The sequence below is a fragment of the Clostridium sp. genome (assembly GCF_050717635.1).
Taxonomy (GTDB): Bacteria; Bacillota; Clostridia; order Clostridiales; family Clostridiaceae; genus Clostridium_AD.
This window is the reverse complement of the sequence record NZ_JBOITO010000013.1, coordinates 148,795-166,396: the sequence shown is the minus strand read 5'-3', so window position 1 is coordinate 166,396 and position 17,602 is coordinate 148,795. Positions and strand designations below refer to the sequence as shown.

Annotated in this window: 17 protein-coding genes and 1 riboswitch; of the genes, 3 read left to right on the top strand and 14 right to left on the bottom strand. The window is 30.7% G+C overall.

All coding sequences use genetic code 11. The features are described 5' to 3' along the window. Positions 1–33 precede the first annotated feature (33 nt). The 6 genes from ACREWB_RS06730 to ACREWB_RS06705 form a co-directional block, all read right to left on the bottom strand. Positions 34–1,041 carry a rhomboid family intramembrane serine protease gene (locus tag ACREWB_RS06730; protein ID WP_431546694.1) on the bottom strand — a complete coding sequence of 336 codons (1,008 nt, stop codon included), beginning with the start codon at positions 1,039–1,041 and terminating at the stop codon, positions 34–36. 64 nt (positions 1,042–1,105) lie between these two features. Next, positions 1,106–2,164, bottom strand: a complete 1,059-nt coding sequence (locus ACREWB_RS06725) for an HD-GYP domain-containing protein (protein WP_431546693.1) — start codon at positions 2,162–2,164, stop codon at positions 1,106–1,108. A 109-nt stretch (positions 2,165–2,273) separates the two neighbouring features. Continuing rightward, positions 2,274–2,672, bottom strand: coding sequence for a DUF6762 family protein (locus ACREWB_RS06720; RefSeq protein WP_431546692.1), 399 nt, complete (start codon positions 2,670–2,672; stop codon positions 2,274–2,276). Between the two features lie 15 nt (positions 2,673–2,687). Then, complete coding sequence (locus tag ACREWB_RS06715) at positions 2,688–3,113, bottom strand: Fur family transcriptional regulator (RefSeq protein WP_431546691.1); 426 nt, start codon at positions 3,111–3,113, stop codon at positions 2,688–2,690. Between the two features lie 212 nt (positions 3,114–3,325). Then, complete coding sequence (locus ACREWB_RS06710) at positions 3,326–4,786, bottom strand: aminoacyl-histidine dipeptidase (protein ID WP_431546690.1); 1,461 nt, start codon at positions 4,784–4,786, stop codon at positions 3,326–3,328. A 17-nt stretch (positions 4,787–4,803) separates the two neighbouring features. After that, the gene (locus ACREWB_RS06705) at positions 4,804–5,352 is read right to left on the bottom strand and encodes a manganese efflux pump MntP (protein WP_431546689.1); all 549 of its coding nucleotides are present in this window, start codon (positions 5,350–5,352) and stop codon (positions 4,804–4,806) included. A 244-nt stretch (positions 5,353–5,596) separates the two neighbouring features. Between ACREWB_RS06705 and ACREWB_RS06700 the strand changes: the two genes are divergently transcribed. From ACREWB_RS06700 to ACREWB_RS06690, 3 genes are all read left to right on the top strand, one after another. Beyond that, a complete protein-coding gene (locus tag ACREWB_RS06700) occupies positions 5,597–6,538 on the top strand; it encodes a magnesium transporter CorA family protein (protein WP_431546688.1) in 942 nt (313 codons plus the stop codon). 216 nt (positions 6,539–6,754) lie between these two features. Beyond that, positions 6,755–7,366 (top strand): DUF4397 domain-containing protein, encoded by a 612-nt coding sequence (locus ACREWB_RS06695; RefSeq protein WP_431546687.1) that lies wholly within the window; start codon positions 6,755–6,757, stop codon positions 7,364–7,366. Between the two features lie 206 nt (positions 7,367–7,572). Further along, positions 7,573–8,598: a PTS sugar transporter subunit IIC gene (locus tag ACREWB_RS06690; protein WP_431546686.1), complete on the top strand. Its 1,026-nt coding sequence runs from the start codon at positions 7,573–7,575 to the stop codon at positions 8,596–8,598. Between the two features lie 93 nt (positions 8,599–8,691). Here the strand turns inward: ACREWB_RS06690 and ACREWB_RS06685 are convergent, their stop codons facing one another. The 8 genes from ACREWB_RS06685 to glgA all read right to left on the bottom strand — a co-directional run bounded on the left by ACREWB_RS06685 (position 8,692) and on the right by glgA (position 17,599). Continuing rightward, positions 8,692–9,147 (bottom strand): PadR family transcriptional regulator, encoded by a 456-nt coding sequence (locus ACREWB_RS06685; RefSeq protein WP_431546685.1) that lies wholly within the window; start codon positions 9,145–9,147, stop codon positions 8,692–8,694. A gap of 6 nt (positions 9,148–9,153) precedes the next feature. After that, a complete protein-coding gene (locus ACREWB_RS06680) occupies positions 9,154–10,002 on the bottom strand; it encodes a DegV family protein (protein ID WP_431546684.1) in 849 nt (282 codons plus the stop codon). Between the two features lie 248 nt (positions 10,003–10,250). Beyond that, a complete protein-coding gene (locus tag ACREWB_RS06675; RefSeq protein ID WP_431546683.1) occupies positions 10,251–10,511 on the bottom strand; it encodes a DUF3892 domain-containing protein in 261 nt (86 codons plus the stop codon). Positions 10,512–10,751: 240 nt separating this feature from the next. After that, complete coding sequence (locus ACREWB_RS06670) at positions 10,752–11,141, bottom strand: HNH endonuclease signature motif containing protein (RefSeq protein ID WP_431546682.1); 390 nt, start codon at positions 11,139–11,141, stop codon at positions 10,752–10,754. An 18-nt stretch (positions 11,142–11,159) separates the two neighbouring features. Next, positions 11,160–12,335, bottom strand: coding sequence for a 30S ribosomal protein S1 (gene rpsA / locus ACREWB_RS06665; protein ID WP_431546681.1), 1,176 nt, complete (start codon positions 12,333–12,335; stop codon positions 11,160–11,162). A gap of 473 nt (positions 12,336–12,808) precedes the next feature. After that, positions 12,809–13,330: a xanthine phosphoribosyltransferase gene (locus tag ACREWB_RS06660; RefSeq protein ID WP_431547158.1), complete on the bottom strand. Its 522-nt coding sequence runs from the start codon at positions 13,328–13,330 to the stop codon at positions 12,809–12,811. Between the two features lie 84 nt (positions 13,331–13,414). After that, a riboswitch (purine riboswitch) is annotated at positions 13,415–13,516 on the bottom strand. 171 nt (positions 13,517–13,687) lie between these two features. Next, on the bottom strand, positions 13,688–16,120 hold the full coding sequence (locus tag ACREWB_RS06655) for a glycogen/starch/alpha-glucan phosphorylase (protein WP_431546680.1): 2,433 nt from the start codon (positions 16,118–16,120) through the stop codon (positions 13,688–13,690). Positions 16,121–16,165: 45 nt separating this feature from the next. Continuing rightward, positions 16,166–17,599 (bottom strand): glycogen synthase GlgA, encoded by a 1,434-nt coding sequence (gene glgA, locus ACREWB_RS06650; protein WP_431546679.1) that lies wholly within the window; start codon positions 17,597–17,599, stop codon positions 16,166–16,168. Positions 17,600–17,602: the final 3 nt, after the last annotated feature.

Here is a 17,602-nt window from a genome sequence, read left to right as displayed (position 1 = left end):
ACCGCCAAGGTTCTTTCACCTTTGGCGGTCTGTTTAATTATATTCTGATTTAAAAGAAACTAAGAACGATATAATCACTCCTCCAATAAGTCCACCCATATGGGCAAAATTATCAATGTTAGGCAAAGTAATTCCTATAATTACATTTATAAATATAACTGATAAAATGCTTTTTATAAAACCAGTTCCAGTTTTTCCTTTAGACTTAATTGCAAAGACAAGTACCGCTCCTAAGAGTCCAAAGATTGCACCAGAGGCTCCAATAGAAACACTAGGCGAAAACAAATAACTAAATATAGATGAGCATATACCAGAAAGAAAATAAATAACAAGGTACTTTTTCTTTCCATAAACTCTTTCAATCATTGGCCCTATGGCATAAAGTGAATACATATTTATTGCTAAGTGCATAAGTCCTCCATGTAAAAACATAGAAGAAACAAGCCTAAAGTACTGGCCTCCGGCAATTAGCTCATTAACCTTAGCCCCTAGTAGGATTAAAACTCTGGTATCACTACTAAATATGCTCCCTCCTGCATAAACAGAAGTCATATATGCAGTAATTACATACATTATAATATTTATAACTATAAGGCCCATAGTAATAAGTGGTTTATCCTTTAGACTTATTTTTTCTGAAGCGATGTGCAAATTATTATTACTCATCACTGCTGCTAGGTCATTAACTACTTGCATATTTACATTTGGAGTATATTCTACTTTTTTTTCTTTAAGCCCTACCCTAATAGTTGGTTTATCTAATATTTTATTTACCGAAGGTGACCCTTCCTCTTTGTTCTCATTTATTCCGTCTTCATAAAACAGTATATATACATTGTTTTTATCCTCTGGAATATCATATTGCATTAACTCTTGTAATCTCTGCTCAGTCATAAATATTAATCGTTGGTCATCTCCGTTAATATTTTTGCTCACTGTCCAAAGCTCTGAATTTCTATCCACACTTTTTATATCCTCTAATATATACCCATATCGCTGAACAAGACCACTCATAATTATTTTTATATTTTTTTCTTTCATGTTTTTCTCCTAATTCCAGGTATAATTAATTTAGTTGTTACCCCAACTATAGTTAGGGTAACAACTAAATTATTGCCTGTACCACAATATTATTACATTGTAACAAATCTATTTCATAAAACTTAATTGGTATCCTAGTTTTACCTTCATAAAGCACTCTAACTATAGGTCTATCAGGAAAATTTTTATTTTGCTTAATTACATATCCTTCCACTCCGTTGGATAGTCTTAAACAAACACCTAATGGAAATACTGAAAATGTCTGTTTGAAGTTTTTTACTACCTCTTCATCAAATGCATTCCCACAGCCTGCTAAAATTAACTCATAAGCATCTATAGGATTAAATTTTTCTCTATAAGTTCTATCATTGCTGACAGCATCATAAACGTCACAAACACAAATTATTTTTGCAAACTTAGAAATCTGGTGCTTAGCAAGTCCGTAAGGATATCCATAGCCATCGACTCTCTCATGATGCTGTTCCACCGCCTTCAACACTTCTAGAGACATAGAAAAATTTTTTTCCAGCATGTTTTTCCCATAAACGGGGTGTTTCTTAATTTCATCAAATTCACTAACCGTTAATTTCCCTGGTTTAGTTATTATGTCATTGTCTATTTTAGTTTTACCTATATCATGAAGTATTGCACCAATGCTTAATTCCTTTAGTTCACTTTCCTTAAGGTTCATAGAAAGCCCTAAAAAAATCGACATAATTCCAGTATCTATAGAGTGAAGATAAGTATAGTTGTCATAAGTTTGAATGTCATATAAACTTTTATTTACATCACCTAGCTCAATAATGTAATTAACTAAGTCCTCCACAACTGTTAAGGAATCCTTAGTACCTTTTCTATCTCCTAAAGTTACATTCTTCATTATTGTACTCATATTTTTCATGGTTGTTGCTTTTAAATCACTTAATTTTTCATCTTCTATTGATATATCGGCTAATCTATCATCTTCTACATATACATAAAAAACACCTAAGTCTTTAAGTTTTTCGATATATTGATCTGTTAATTTAACTCCCGTTCTTAGCAATATGCTCCCATCATCTGTAAATATATTTCTTCCTAAAATTTCGTCACTTTTTACTCTGTTAATAAATTCAAGCCTCATACCCACCTCTATAAATCTTTTTATTAAATTATACTATTTTTTTTATGTATTTCCAACATATTTATGTATAATTCTACGCTTTTGTTAAATTCAAAACCAATAGTTGTATTTATTTATATTCTTCTTCTTTATCTTTAATCTTTTCATAAACTTCCTTAAGTTCTTGCTTTATAATTTCACATATTTCAATTATGGCTTCGCGAACAACCATATGCTCTGTAGAATACTTAAACTTAACTACCCAGGTTGGATTATATTCATCGTCTACAGCTTCAATAATGTAACCTTTAGATCTAAATTTTTCCTCATTAAAATAATCATAAATTGCTGTAAATTGCCACTCTTCCACATCAGTGTGTGTATCAAAAACCAAGTTAATTAATTCTCCATAATAATTTAACTTGGTAACAAATTCTGCTCCCTCAGAAGTTTCATAGCTTCCCATCTCTCTAATAAATTGATTAGTTTCTTTATCTATTTCCATTAGTACCAATGAAGAAAATTGCATAAAACTCACCATCCCTTATTTCTTATATTTCTTATATTTTTCGCATTCTTTACATATTCCTTTTAAATATACATGACTTTCTGTAAGTGTTATTCCTGTCTTCGCTTTTATTTGCTCTTCTATTTGAGGTATGGGGCAATCTATAACCATTTCCTTATGACATAACTCACAGATAATTATATGTTTGTGAGCATTAATATTCAAAGCATAATTGTACATATTATTACCCAAATCAAATTTATTTAATATCCTTTTGCTTTCTAATAAATCTAGTGTTCTATATATGGTGGACAAATCTATTTTCATGTCATCTTCTTCAAGGATAGCATAAATAAGCTTTGCATTTATTGACTCTTTACTGCAAAGTATAATTTCCAATATGTTTTTTCTTGCTTTAGTAATCTTAATATTATTTTGTTTCAGATATGAAATTACATTCATTTATATCACCTTACTATTTTTTTATATCAATTATAATATACCCCAATATGGTGATAAATACAAGCAATGCTTAGAATTAAAAGTTAGCATCAACTTTTTTTAGTTTAATCACATCTTATACAAAAGGCTTCTACAAAAGTAGAAGCCTTTTAAAAATTCACTAAAGTAGCTTAAGCTACATATAGTAGCTTAAGCTTGATTAAGTAAATTAATTATTTTAGTTCCTTTAGTATTGCTACTAAGTAATTCCACATTCTATCTGTAGATGATATACTTAAATGTTCTTTAGGCGTGTGTACATCATAAATATTAGGACCAAAAGATATTTGGTCAAGTTTTCCTTCAAATTTATCACTAAATAATCCGCATTCAAGGCCAGCATGTATAGCTGATATTTCTGGCATTTTTCCATTAATATCATTATATACTTTTTCTAGCACTGTCCTTATACGTGACTTAGGATTGTATTGCCACTCTGGATAATCCGATTGAAATTCAATTGCTGCACCTACCATTTCTGAAAGTACTATAGTTTCATCACATATTGCTTTCTTTAATGTCTTTACAGAACTCCTTATGGCAGAATCAAATTCCATATTTTCTCCACTGGTAGTAAGAACTCCTATGTTTGTTGAACTTTGAACTAAACCTTCAATTGCCATGCTCATATTTTGAATACCATTTGGAATTAGGAAAAGTAATTGAAGTGCTTTTGTAGCTGTGTCATCAGAAAATGTTTTTTCCACCTTTGGGTCTAATGTTTCCATAACTAAACTAATGTTTGGATCTACATCATTAAACTCATTTTTAAAAGTAGCATTCCACTCTGACAACTTCTTGGTAACTGTTGCTTCATCATCTTTTCTAAACAATATAACAGCATCAGCATCACGAGGAATTGCGTTATTTTTAGCTCCACCAGTTATTGAATTTATTTTAAATCCCATTACTGATTTTAAATCCATAAGGAACCGTCCCATAAGCTTAATAGCGTTGCCCCTGCCTTTATTAATTTCCATGCCAGAGTGCCCGCCATTTAATCCATCAAGTCTTATCACACAATTTACAAAACTTTTATCTGCCTCATCCCAAGTTATAGGAAGTTTAATTTTTTCTCTTACTCCACCTGCACAACTTACTAAAAGTTTTCCTTCTTCTTCTGAATCTATATTTATTAATATTCTTCCATCTAAATTTTTAGGATCTAGCGCGCCAGCTCCACCCATACCTGTTTCTTCCTCCGTTGTTACTAATAACTCTATTGGTGGATGAGGAATATCCACAGATGCAAGTAGTGCAAGACCGAATGCTACTGCAATACCATTGTCAGCACCTAATGTAGTTCCATTAGCCCTCAAAAAATCTCCTTCTACAATAAATTCAATAGGATCTTTTAAAAAATCATGCTTTGCATCTTTGTTTTTCTCGCAAACCATATCCATGTGACCTTGAAGTATTATAATTTCCGATTTTTCATATCCCTTAGTCCCAGGCTTTTTAATTATAATGTTTAATGCCTCATCTTGGATAGCCTTTAAATTATGTTCTTTTGCAAAATTTAAAAGCCAATCACTTATCCCTTTTTCATTTCCAGAACCTCTTGGAATCTTATTCATTTCTTTAAAATATTTAAATGCCTCAACTGATTTTAAATCCTTTAATTTTTCTAACATATTTACCATCCTTCCTTTTAAAAAAGCATCATCCTTAGCCCAAAAATTATTAATACTATTCCTCCAATGTAGTCCGCATATTTCCCTACAACTTCTATCTTTTTTAGATGTTTAGAAATTATAAACGCAATTGTGGATACTACAAGAGTTATACCCCCAATAAACAGTGTATTATTGAATAATAAAACATTTGTTGCATTATTTAACACGGTAAAACCTACAACCATTGCATCTATGCTTACTGATACACCTAAAATAAAATACATCTTAGGTTTTAATAGTGGACACTTTCCATTGTTTTCAAAGCCTTCCTTAATCATAAGCACCCCAACTAAAGCAATAATCATACCACCAATTATGCTTGGCATTGATACTACGTATGTATTAAAGAGAATGCCAAAATAAGCACCTATGTATGAAAATAAAAATTGGAAAAACCCGAAAGAAATAATAAATCCTAGCTTATTTGAAGTTTTAGTTTGATTATTTAAACCTATGCATAAAGCTACTCCAAAAGCGTCTAAAGATAATGCTAAAGCAATTATAAATAATGGGTAGATATCCATAAATGTCCCTTCCAAAATATTACTCTACAATATATTTAGTCTAATTTCTTTATTATTATTCCAATTTTCTATTTCCTCATGTATAGCTTCTCACTTTTCATTATCGATTATTCAAACTATTTTGTCAACCAAGAGCTAATATCCTAACTCTCTATACAACTAATAATTTTATTAATTATTAGTTGTATAGAGAGCATTTTATAGACTATAATATAGAGGAAGTTACTCTAGGAGGTTTTACACAATGCTTTCAATATATAACACCATAGAAAATGGACAATTAATAAAATCCGATGATATAGAGCCCGGTTGTTGGATTAATATGATAGATCCTTCAGACGAAGAATTAATATTTATATCAAAAAAGGCTGATGTGCCTATGAATTTTTTAAAGGCTGCACTAGATGAAGAGGAAACCTCTCGTATTGACATAGAAGATTGCACATTAATTATCCTGGATATTCCCTTTACAGACATGGATGATAACTCACTAACCTATGATACATATCCTATATCTATGATTCACACTGACAAAGTTATCATTACAGTATGTTTAAAAAACAGCAAAATATTGTCAGATTTTACAGAAGGAAAAATAGGTTCCTTTTTCACTTATAAGCGTTCAAGATTCATGCTACAAATATTATATAGAATTGCTAACTATTATCTAATATACCTAAGGCAAATTGATAAGAAAAGCTATATAGTAGAAAAACAACTTCACAAATCCTTAAGAAATAAAGAACTCCTTCAATTACTAGCTTTAGAAAAATCTCTTGTATATTTTTCTACTTCCTTAAAAGGAAATGAACTAACCTTAGAAAAAATGCTTAAACTAGACATTCTTCAAAGGTATGATGACGATAAAGACGTATTAGAGGATGTTATTATTGAAAACAGACAGGCTATAGAGATGTGTACTATTTATAGTAATATTTTAAGTGGTACTATGGGCGCATATGCATCTGTTATATCAAACAACCTAAATATAGTAATGAAATTTTTAGCTGCTATTACTATAGTTATGGCTATACCTAATATGGTTTCTGGATTATTTGGGATGAATGTAACTGGAATACCCTTCGGTGTTACTAGTGCAGGACTAGGCTTTTGGTATGTAGTTGCAATAGTTGGCCTTATTAGTATTTTTGTTGTCTTTTTTCTTAATAAGAAAGACATGTTTTAACTTCATTGATTAAAGGTTAAATTACTTTTATAAATAGAAGAGGAGCGATAGTTTTAAAACTATCGCTCCTCTTCTATTTATATCAAAGCTATTTCTAGTAACATTCTAAGACTCTTCTCCATATAATAATTTAGTAGAAATATTTAAAAGGAGCCCTTTATGTTTTATTGTCCAAAAAATATTTATAATCCTTATCCTCTACAAAGAGGACTGCCCATGACTTCATATTTAAGAGTTCTTCATGCTTCACCTAAATCCCCTGCCGTTGATGTATACATTAATGATATACTAAAAGCTAAAAACCTTGCCTATGCTGATTTCACCGATTATATAGAGGTTATAACTGGAAATTACAATGTGAAAATCTATGCTGCTGGTACTAAAACATCTCCTGTACTTAGTAAAAACATTTTTATTCCGCCAGGAAAAATTTATACAGTTGCAGCTATTGGTTTACTTGCAAACATTGATTTACTTCTTATTCCAGAAACTAAAATTACAGAAACTAACAATATGGCTTACGTTAAATTCGCTCATTTATCACCAAATGCTCCACCTGTTGATATTGTATTACCAGATGGCACAATTCTATTTAAGAATATTAGTTACAAAGAATTCACCGACTATATAAAAGTACCTGCTGGAACCTATATATTAGAAGCTAAACCTACTGGCACCAAAACTACTGTTTTATACGTACCTAATATTAAGCTAAAACCAGGTCGTTTTTATACTGTCTATGCTATAGGTTTAGTTAATGGTACCCCAGGTCTACAAGCACTAATTCCACTTGATGGTAGTTCTTATTTAGATTTATACAAAAATTAGTTGGAATTATATTTAAAAGTATAGACGCTGAAAAGCTTTATACTTTTATTTTTCTTATTGATGTGTTTGCAAGAAAATGTTATAATATTTTTAGTCGCATGTGTATATACACCGGTATATACATATGTAACTGACTTAAATAATAGTAGTTGCACATAATATTATTATAATTTATAATAAATATGATTTTTTTAGGAGGAACCATCATGAAAAAGTTTAAAATTGTTGTAAAAAAAGCCCTCAAAAGATATTTCTTAGATGCCCTAAGTGCTATGGCATTAGGCCTTTTCGCATCCTTAATCATCGGACTAATACTAAGCCAATTATCAAAAGTTCCTGGACTAGCCTTTCTTAAAGAGTTTACAGAAATTATTTCAGCTAAATCACCTGTGGTCGGCGCAGCTATAGGTGTAGCTGTGGCTTGGGGCTTAAAAGTTACTCCTCTCGCAATGTTTTCATCCGCTGCAACTGGTGCTTTCGGGTATATGTATATGGGTGGTGGGCCAGTAGGAGCTTTCATTGCTGCAATAATTGGTGCAGAACTTGGAAACTATGTTTCGGGAAAAACAAAGATTGATATCGTTATTGTTCCCATTGTTACTATTATTACAGGAAGCTTAGCAGGTAAATTTGTTGGACCTTACATATCCGTCTTTATGACAAGCCTTGGCGCAGTAATAAATTCAGCTACAACTCTTATGCCTATTCCTATGGGTATTGCTGTGTCTACGTTAATGGGTCTAACCCTTACTGCTCCAATTAGTAGTGCCGCCATAGCGATATCACTAAAAATGTCCGGTCTTGCAGCTGGTGCTGCTACGGTGGGTTGTAGTGCTCAAATGATAGGCTTTGCTGTTTCTAGTTACAGGGAAAATAAATTCAGTGGTTTATTGTCCCAAGGACTAGGTACCTCAATGCTACAAGTACCTAACATAATAAAACGTCCTCAAGTATGGATACCTCCTACTTTGGCTGGTGCAATTTTAGGTCCTATTTCTACCACCATTTTTGCAATGAAAAATAATTCCATAGGTTCAGGTATGGGTACCAGTGGTCTCGTAGGACAATTTGGAACCCTATCCGTTATGCAAGGAAGCGAATCCACCACTGTAATAGTTTTAAAAATTTTACTATTACACTTTATAGCCCCCGCTATTTTGACTTTGTTTTTTTCAGAAGTGATGAGAAAGAAAGGATGGATAAGAGAAGGTGACTTAAAACTTAAGCTTTAAAATGGTGCCACCCACGTGGCAAGTGGCATCTTTGTGTTTGCCACTTGTCACGTGGGTGGCACCAAAAAAGTAGCTGCAGTTGCAGCTACTTTTTTAATCATATAGATCACTATAAATTATTTTAAACACTTCTAATGCCTCTTCAATTTTATCTTGTAGTAGATGTTTTTTATTTTCTAATTGCTGCGCACCTACTCCAGTAATTTTATATATTTTCTGTGCTTTCTTAGAATCATTCCAATGACCAATGACCAATTTTTCCTTCTCTAACCTTTTTAAAAGAGGATATATTCCGCCTGTACTAGGAACCCAAAGACCATTTGTTCTGTCTCCAATTTTGTGAGATATATCATTCCCATTAGTTTCGCCTAAACTTAGAATATATAGCACGTACAAAGGTAGTAATCCTTTTGTAAATACTTGCCCTACTGCTTCTTTTTCTTTCTTAACTTTTCGAAGCTGTGTAAGTTTTTTCTTATATTCATCATATAGCCTTTTTTCTTCAGCCCTAATGTCTATCTCATTTTCACTACTTTTTATATCATCCATTTTTATTTAAGATTCCTCTATGCAAACCATTCCTACTAAACCTGGCCCACTATGAACTCCTGATACAGGGCTTATATATCCACCAAATTCTATGGAAGTAACGTTTGGATGAGGACGTATACTTTCCATTACTTTTTTAGATTCTTCTAATGCATCGCCGTGCACTATATAAACCTTACACTTCTTTTTATCTAAAATATTATTAGTAAGCTCTACAAGTTTGTTAAGAGATTGTTTTCTACCTCTAACCTTTTCACTGGTAATATACTTACCATCTGTGTCAATTGAAATTATAGGTTTTATGTTTAGAAGCTCAGCTATAGTGCCTGAAACTTTTCCAATTCTTCCACCTCTTTTTAAATACTCTAGAGTTCCTACTACAAAGTACAAGTGGATTCTTTTCTTAATAGAGGGAATAGACGAAACAACTTCTTCAAAAGTCTTTCCTTCTTCTATTAGCCTTCCACATTCTGTTACTATGAGTCCCTCACCAAGGGCAATCGATTGTGAATCACATAGGTGAGTAATGATACTAGGATGATTTTCACTTGTAAGTTTTATAGCATTAAATATACCTGATAATCCTGTAGATAAGGTTACTACTATAGCATGAGTATATCCCTCATCTTCCAATTTTAAAAATAACTCTTCCATATCCTTCATTGATGGTAAAGAGGATGTAGGAACTTCTTTTTCCATGTTACTATAAACTTCTTGTGATGTAATATTTACATTATCAAGATATTCTCTATCAGAATAGATAATCCTAAAGGGTAGTACATTTATATTATATTTTTCTATGGTTTCTTTATTTAAATCGCTTGTAGTATCTGTTATTAAAGCTATTTTACTCAAATTAACTCCTCCTATATTACATTATGTTATTATTGTATCACTATAACGTTTATGTATCAATAGTGATACATCTATAACCACTTATATTTAATTTATCCAAATAATAATAAATAATACATAACGCCTGTAGATTTATTATTAATTGGGACGGTTAACAACTAATTCATCTAATTTAACTAAATAAAAAGAAACAGATACAAATTAAATTTGTCCCTGTTTCTTTTTATACTTACATATTAGTGTTTTTCTTAAAAAATTTCATTATCATCTATAATTGGTAAACTGTCTAAATTATTGGACCTATTTCCATCAGGTAAACTTTTTAAAAATTCTTCACCTTTTTTTGAAGTCGAGGTAGAAACTCCACTAATACTTCCTTGCTTAGCCATCATTACAGCTTGTTCTTTTGAAACAATATCTCCATTTTCAAATTCATAAGCTGTGATTTCTCCTCCATTGTCCTTAACTACTCTAGTAATAATATGAGCTGAGTTTTCTTTTTTATTCAAAATAACACTGCCTTTCACACTAAATTAAATATGTTATAAAATCGAAGTATAATAACATATAAAATATAGTCTTACCAATTTTATAATTATTATGAGAAATATTTATATGTATTATTAATAATACTATTATACTATACAGGTTTTATTAGCTAAGTTAAATTGAGTTGTTATTTTTAAAAAAATAAAAGCTATATGAGACAATATATTGTCTCATATAGCTTCTAACTTTTCATACTAAATTTAAAAATTTTTAGATTCTATTTCTAAAAGCATTTTATCATCATATTTTTTACTTCCCATAAGTTTGAAGATAATATCCGCTTTTCTAAAGCCTTTATCATCTAACTTATATTGCTTGAAAAGTCTTATAATCACACCCTTATTTATATTAAGAAGTGATACTAATTCCTCAATATTATAAAATTCATTTATTAAAATATCCCCAAGTTTCTTCTGCATATCGAGTTTATATTCTAAATCTAATCTTCTATTTTTATGAGGTCCAAACTTTCCTCTATGATGCTTTGAACAAAGGTATCTAAAGTTAAGTGGAAATTCTATGCCTCCATTACTTTTATAAACTATATGATGTTTATCAGCTGGACTTCCACAGATTTCACACTTTAACAATAATTTTTCCTGCATACATTAAAATTTAAAGTCTTTGAATTTATCTTTAAATAAATCTCCTAAAGTCATGCCTTCTTCATTTTGATTGAATTTTTCTAAATCTCCAAAACCTTTATCAGCTGCTTCCTTAATACTTAAGCTTATTCTTCTATCTTTTTCATTTATATCACCAATTTTAACTTTTACAACATCTCCAGCTTTTAATACATCAGAGATGTTTGCTATACGGTCTTCTGATATTTCTGAAATATGAACTAAGCCTTCTACTCCTGATGCAAGTTGAACAAAAGCACCGAAATCCATTATTTTTACAACAGTTCCATCTACTATATCATTAGGCTTATATTTGCTTGATATATTATTCCAGGGATTTCCTTCCTCTGCTTTAAATCCTAGAGATATTCTTCCTTTTTCTTTATCAAAATCTAAAACCTTAACTTCTACTTCTTCTCCAACAGATACTATCTCTGACGGATCTTGAACTCTTTTCCAAGATAAATCTGAAACATGAATAAGACCATCAATGCCACCTAAATCTACAAAAGCACCAAATTTAGCAAGTCTTGTTACAACGCCTGTTTTCTTTTCACCCTTTTTAAGTTCATTCCAAACTATATCTTTTTTTACTTCATTTTCAGCTTTTTCTATTACTTTTCTAGATAAAACTATATTCTTCTTTTCTAGATCTAATTCAATTATTTTAACTTCTAGTATTTTTCCTTTAAAGTCTTGTAGATTTTCTATATAAGCATCTGACATTTGTGATGCAGGTATAAATGCTCTAACTCCTTTAATATAAGCTGTAGCTCCACCTTTAACTATGTCACTAACTGTTACTTCTAAAGTTTTGTTTTCATCTAATATTTCTTTAAATTCATCCCAAACTTTAACATTATCTGCTCTTTTTTTAGATAAAAGAACATTACCTTCTCCGTCATTAATTTTCATTATGTAGACGAAAATTTCATCATCAACCTTTACAACATCTATAGGATTTATCTCTTTTTCATTTGATATTTCCTCTTTTGTTATAACTCCATCTGTCATATAACCTATGTTTACATGAACTTCCTCTTCATTTACAGAAATTACAGTTCCACGTACAATGTCCCCACTGTTGATCTTCACCATAGATTCTTCTATATTACCCATTACATCATTCATTGAAACTTCTTCTTTATTATCTGTTGTCATATACATACTCTCCTTCTATTGCGTAATTATTATTAAAACTAGGTTTGGTTTATTATAAACTTAGACGTAAAACCAGTATCCTTTTAGGGTAATGGATGTAAGCCTTGGTTTAATTTTAAATAGTAGTTTTTGTGATAGATAACAAAATAATACAGAGTTTTGAAATAGCAATACTTTTGCCACTCTTGACTGTCTTATCTATATTATGTTGTTTAAGCACATTTAATACTATTTGATTCTTTTTTATAGGTTACTTAAATTACTCACCATTCCTATTATATATTAAAACGCGCCATAATTAAACCTTAAGTACTAAATTAGTGTAATTAAATGATAATTAATAGGTACTATTAACATTTATTTGAAAAATGGCACTGATTTAATGGGCATAGTTAACATTTTTTTCAATTACTATAAAAAAATTGCATAGTATTTTATTACCATACAATCTTTATAGTTATTAATTTTCTTTTCTATTCCTTAAAAACTATGTTATTATCTTGTATAGATTTTACAATTGCTAATGATTCTAATCTAACTCCCTGATTTTCTATACGAGTTCTCCCATCTTGAAATGCTTTTTCAATTACAATTCCCACCCCAACTGCGTGGGCTCCAGCCTGACGTGAAATTTCTATAAGTCCTAGTGCTGCATTCCCGTTTGCTAAAAAATCATCAATTATCAAAATTTTATCTTCTGCTTTTATGTACTTTTTACTGGTTCTTATTTTATAATTCTTGTTTTTCGTAAAGGAAAACACATCAGTTTCATAAGTATCTCCATCTAAATTAGCTGCTTCATGTTTTTTTGCAAAAACCACAGGAACGTTACCAAAGTATTGAGCCGCAATACATGCTATTCCTATACCTGATGCTTCAACTGTAAGTATCTTTGTGATTTCCACGTTTTTGAATCTTTCCTTAAATTCCTTCCCAATTTCATTAAATAGCTCTATGTCAATTTGATGATTCAAAAAACTATCAACTTTTAAGATTTGAGCACTAAAAAACCCCCTAAATAAATAGGGAGTTTATAATAAAAATCATTAATAAAAATAACTATTCACTCAGTTATTTTATTTTTTTATTAAAACACCCATAGTCAAGTATTTTACGGCTACTTAGTAGAAACGCTTAGTCCATATTTCTAAGCATATATGAGTTTACGAATATTAAGTTTTACATACCTTACTAACTGTTCGTGTTTAATTTCATTATAGTAATACTATAACACTTTTTCTACTATATCAACAAATTTTTTCGCTAAAACATCATTTTTTTTACTATTTAGACTATAACCGCAAAAAATGTACTAGACAATTATCCAGTACACTTTTCAATATGAAGATTAATTATAATTTAATACTAACAGAAGGTGTGGTCCAAATTTCTTTAGCATAACGCTTTATAGTGTTGTCACTTGAAAATATACCTGAGTTAGCTATATTAGTAATTGACATTTGTTGCCATATAGATTTTTGCCTATATAATCTATCAATTTCGCTTTGAGCATTTACATAAGCATCAAAATCTCTAAGTACAAAAAACTCATCATTGTTGCATAGTAAACTATCATATATACTCATGAATTCCATTCTTGGAGTTCCTAAAAATCCATTTATGGTTTGATCTACTATGTTCTTTAATCTTTCATCGCTATTATAAACATCATTAGCCTTATAATTTCTATTCTTATAATATTCTATTACCTCTTCTGAGGTTAACCCGAATAATACAATATTTTCTTTTCCCACCGCTTCAAATATTTCTACGTTAGCACCGTCTAAAGTTGCTACCGTTATAGCCCCATTCATCATGAATTTCATATTTCCAGTCCCTGAGGCTTCCTTAGATGCAGTAGAAATCTGCTCACTAACATCAGCACTAGGAATAACTTTCTCCGCTAATGAAACTCCATAGTTTTCAAGAAATACTATTTTAAGTTTATCTTTAGCTATAGGATCATTATTTATCTTATTTGCTAAAGTATTAATAAGTTTAATAGTTTGCTTTGCTATATAATAACTTGGAGATGCTTTCGCACCAAACATAAAAGTTCTTGGAACTATATCTAGATTACGATTTTCGCGAAGCTGGTTATATAGATGCATTATATTAAATACATTTAAAAGCTGTCTTTTATATGCATGCAGCCTTTTTACCTGAACATCAAATATAGAACTAGGATCCACTGAAATTCCGCTACTAGATAATAAAAAATTCGAAAAATTTATCTTGTTATTTATTTTTATGTCATATGCTTTGTCTTGAAAAGCACTATCTTTTGTATAATCCATTAATTTAATAAGGTTATTGGGAGACTTTATCCACTTGTCGCCTATAGTTTCTGTTATAAGCTTTGATAACTCTTGGTTTGAATTTAATAGCCATCGTCTATGTGTTATTCCATTAGTCTTATTATTAAATTTTTCTGGATAGAATTCATAAAACTCCACCAATTCTTGGTGCTTTAGAAGTTCTGTGTGAAGTTTTGCAACTCCATTAACAGAATGGCTTCCCACAATAGCAAGATATGCCATCCTTATATATCCACCATGTATAATAGATAATTTGTTCACTTTATCCCAATCCCCATTGTACCTATGATAAACTTCATTACAAAAGCGCCTATTTATTTCTTCTATAATCATATAGGAACGTGGAAGTAATTTTTTAAACATTTCTACAGGCCATTTCTCTAGAGCCTCTGACATAATTGTATGGTTAGTATATGCCATAGTTTTAGTTGTAACCTCCCATGCATCGTCCCAATACATATTTTCTTCATCCATTAAAAGTCTCATTAGTTCAGCCACAGCTACTGCTGGGTGAGTATCATTTATCTGTACGGCCACATGTTTGTGAAACTCCTTAATAGGAAGTCGCGTCTTTTTATAACTTTTTAAAATACTTTGAAGGCCAGCACTTACAAAAAAATACTCTTGTTTGAGTCTTAGTAATTTACCTTTTTCGTAGCTATCATCTGGATATAAAATTTGCGAAATAGCCTCTGCTGAATACTTATCCTCACCTGCTTTTGCATAATTCCCTTGACTAAAGGAAGAAAAATCAAAATCTTCTTCCATAGTTTCTGCACTCCAAAGCCTTAAGGTATTTACCGTATTATTATCATACCCTTTTATTGGGGTATCATAAGGTACCGCTCTTACAGATTCATAATTTTCATGGATAACTTTCATTTTTCCATCTTGTTCCAATAAATACACATTCCCTGAGAACCTTACTTCTACAGCCTTATTTTCTTTTCTTATTTCCCATACATTTCCGTTTTTTAGCCAATTATCAGGTACTTCCACTTGATAACCATCTTCTATATTTTGCTTAAATAATCCATACTTATACCTTATACCGCAACCATGACCTGGTATCTGAGTAGATGCCATGGAGTCTAAAAAACAAGCTGCCAGCCTCCCAAGCCCTCCATTACCAAGGCCTGCATCCACTTCTATATTCTCCATATCTTTTAAACTAATTCCTAGCTCACTAAGTGCCTTTTCACATATATCCTTTATACCCAAATTAACTAAATTACTATTTAATAATTTACCAATTAAGAATTCCATAGAAAAATAATACACTTGTTTCCCTTTATTTTTTCCATATTCCTTATTGCTTTCAATCCAGGGTTTAGAAAAATAATCTTTAATTAATGCTCCTAAAGCAAAGTATTGATGTAGCGTAGATGCATCTCCAGCCTCTTCTGCGAACATATTTTGTAATTTTTTTATATAATCTACTTTAAATATTTTTTTATCGATAACCACAACATTCACCACCTAGTAATTTTGTAATTTAAAATGCATAAAAACTTATTTTTTTATATTATTATATAAATTCATATAGTTTTTAGCTGAATTTTCCCAACTATTGTTTGAAAGCATGGCGCTTTGAACTAATTTATCCCATGATTCTTTGTCATTATATAAATCTAGAGCCTTATTTATGGCCTCTAATAAATCATCACTACTATAATTTGTGAAAGAAAAACCATTTCCAGTACCAGTATATTTATTATATGGAATAATTGTGTCTTTTAATCCTCCAGTTTCTCGAACAATTGGAATGCTTCCATACTTAAGTGCTATAAGTTGACCAATGCCACAAGGTTCAAATAGTGATGGCATCAAAAACATATCAGAAGCAGCATATATTTGTTGTGCTAAACTCTCATCAAAAACAATGTTTGTTGATATCCTACTTGGGTATATTGAAGCATAATGTTGAAAAATATCTTCATAATATCTATCCCCATTGCCAAGAAGCACTATTTGAATAGGAAGGCTAAGTAATTCTTGGAGCTTAAGCACAATTAAATCTAAACCCTTTTGCTTTACGAGTCTAGTTATAATACCAATCATTGGTATGTCTTTATTTACTGTAAAACATAATTTCTCTTGAAGCTTCAATTTATTTTTCACTTTCTGAGCTCTACTTTTCACATCATAATTACAGAAGATTTTTTTATCAATTTTAGGATCATATAGTTCATAGTCTATACCATTTACTATACCATATAAACTTTCGGATTTTAAGGATAATAATCCATCTAATGATTCACCATAAAAAGGCGTCTGTATTTCCTCTGAATAAGTCTTACTCACAGTAGTTACTGCATCTGCATAAACAATGCCACCCTTCATGAAGGATACAGAATCATAAAATTTCAGAGCTTCATCTGAAAAATATTTGTCATCTAAGTTTAATAACTCGCCTAATATTTCTTTCGAGAATATTCCTTGATACTTTAAATTATGTATAGTAAAGACACTTTTAATTTTATTGTACCTTTCGTCTTCACTATAGTGTTCTTTAAGTAGTGCTGGGACAATTCCACAATGCCAATCATTGCAATGAATAATATCTGGTACAAAATCTCCCATATATTTTATAGCTTCTAATATTGCTTTTGAAAAATAAGAAAATCTCTCTCCATCATCATAACATCCATATGTTTCATATCTTTTAAAATAATCTTCATTATCCACAAAATAATAAGGTATACCATCATATGTCAAATATTGTAGTCCACAGTATTGATTTCTCCATCCTACTGTCACATTGAAGCTAGCAATAGTTTCCATGCAATTTTTAAATTGTAATGGAATGCTACTATATTTAGGTATAATTACCCTTGCATCAATTCCAATTTTTCTTAAGGCTTTAGGTAGTGCGTATGCTACATCCCCCAGTCCTCCTGTTTTTATAAAAGGATAAGCCTCAGAAGCTACAAATAATACTTTCATACT

Excerpts from the sequence above, each read along its gene's own strand:
- ACREWB_RS06730 (WP_431546694.1), bottom strand. The coding sequence starts at position 1,041 with ATGAAAGAAAAAAATATAAAAATAATTATGAGTGGTCTTGTTCAGCGA.
- ACREWB_RS06725 (WP_431546693.1), bottom strand. The coding sequence starts at position 2,164 with ATGAGGCTTGAATTTATTAACAGAGTAAAAAGTGACGAAATTTTAGGA.
- ACREWB_RS06720 (WP_431546692.1), bottom strand. The coding sequence starts at position 2,672 with ATGCAATTTTCTTCATTGGTACTAATGGAAATAGATAAAGAAACTAAT.
- ACREWB_RS06715 (WP_431546691.1), bottom strand. The coding sequence starts at position 3,113 with ATGAATGTAATTTCATATCTGAAACAAAATAATATTAAGATTACTAAA.
- ACREWB_RS06710 (WP_431546690.1), bottom strand. The coding sequence starts at position 4,786 with ATGTTAGAAAAATTAAAGGATTTAAAATCAGTTGAGGCATTTAAATAT.
- ACREWB_RS06705 (WP_431546689.1), bottom strand. The coding sequence starts at position 5,352 with ATGGATATCTACCCATTATTTATAATTGCTTTAGCATTATCTTTAGAC.
- ACREWB_RS06700 (WP_431546688.1), top strand. The coding sequence starts at position 5,597 with ATGCTTTCAATATATAACACCATAGAAAATGGACAATTAATAAAATCC.
- ACREWB_RS06695 (WP_431546687.1), top strand. The coding sequence starts at position 6,755 with ATGACTTCATATTTAAGAGTTCTTCATGCTTCACCTAAATCCCCTGCC.
- ACREWB_RS06690 (WP_431546686.1), top strand. The coding sequence starts at position 7,573 with ATGAAAAAGTTTAAAATTGTTGTAAAAAAAGCCCTCAAAAGATATTTC.
- ACREWB_RS06685 (WP_431546685.1), bottom strand. The coding sequence starts at position 9,147 with ATGGATGATATAAAAAGTAGTGAAAATGAGATAGACATTAGGGCTGAA.
- rpsA (WP_431546681.1), bottom strand. The coding sequence starts at position 12,335 with ATGACAACAGATAATAAAGAAGAAGTTTCAATGAATGATGTAATGGGT.
- glgA (WP_431546679.1), bottom strand. The coding sequence starts at position 17,599 with ATGAAAGTATTATTTGTAGCTTCTGAGGCTTATCCTTTTATAAAAACA.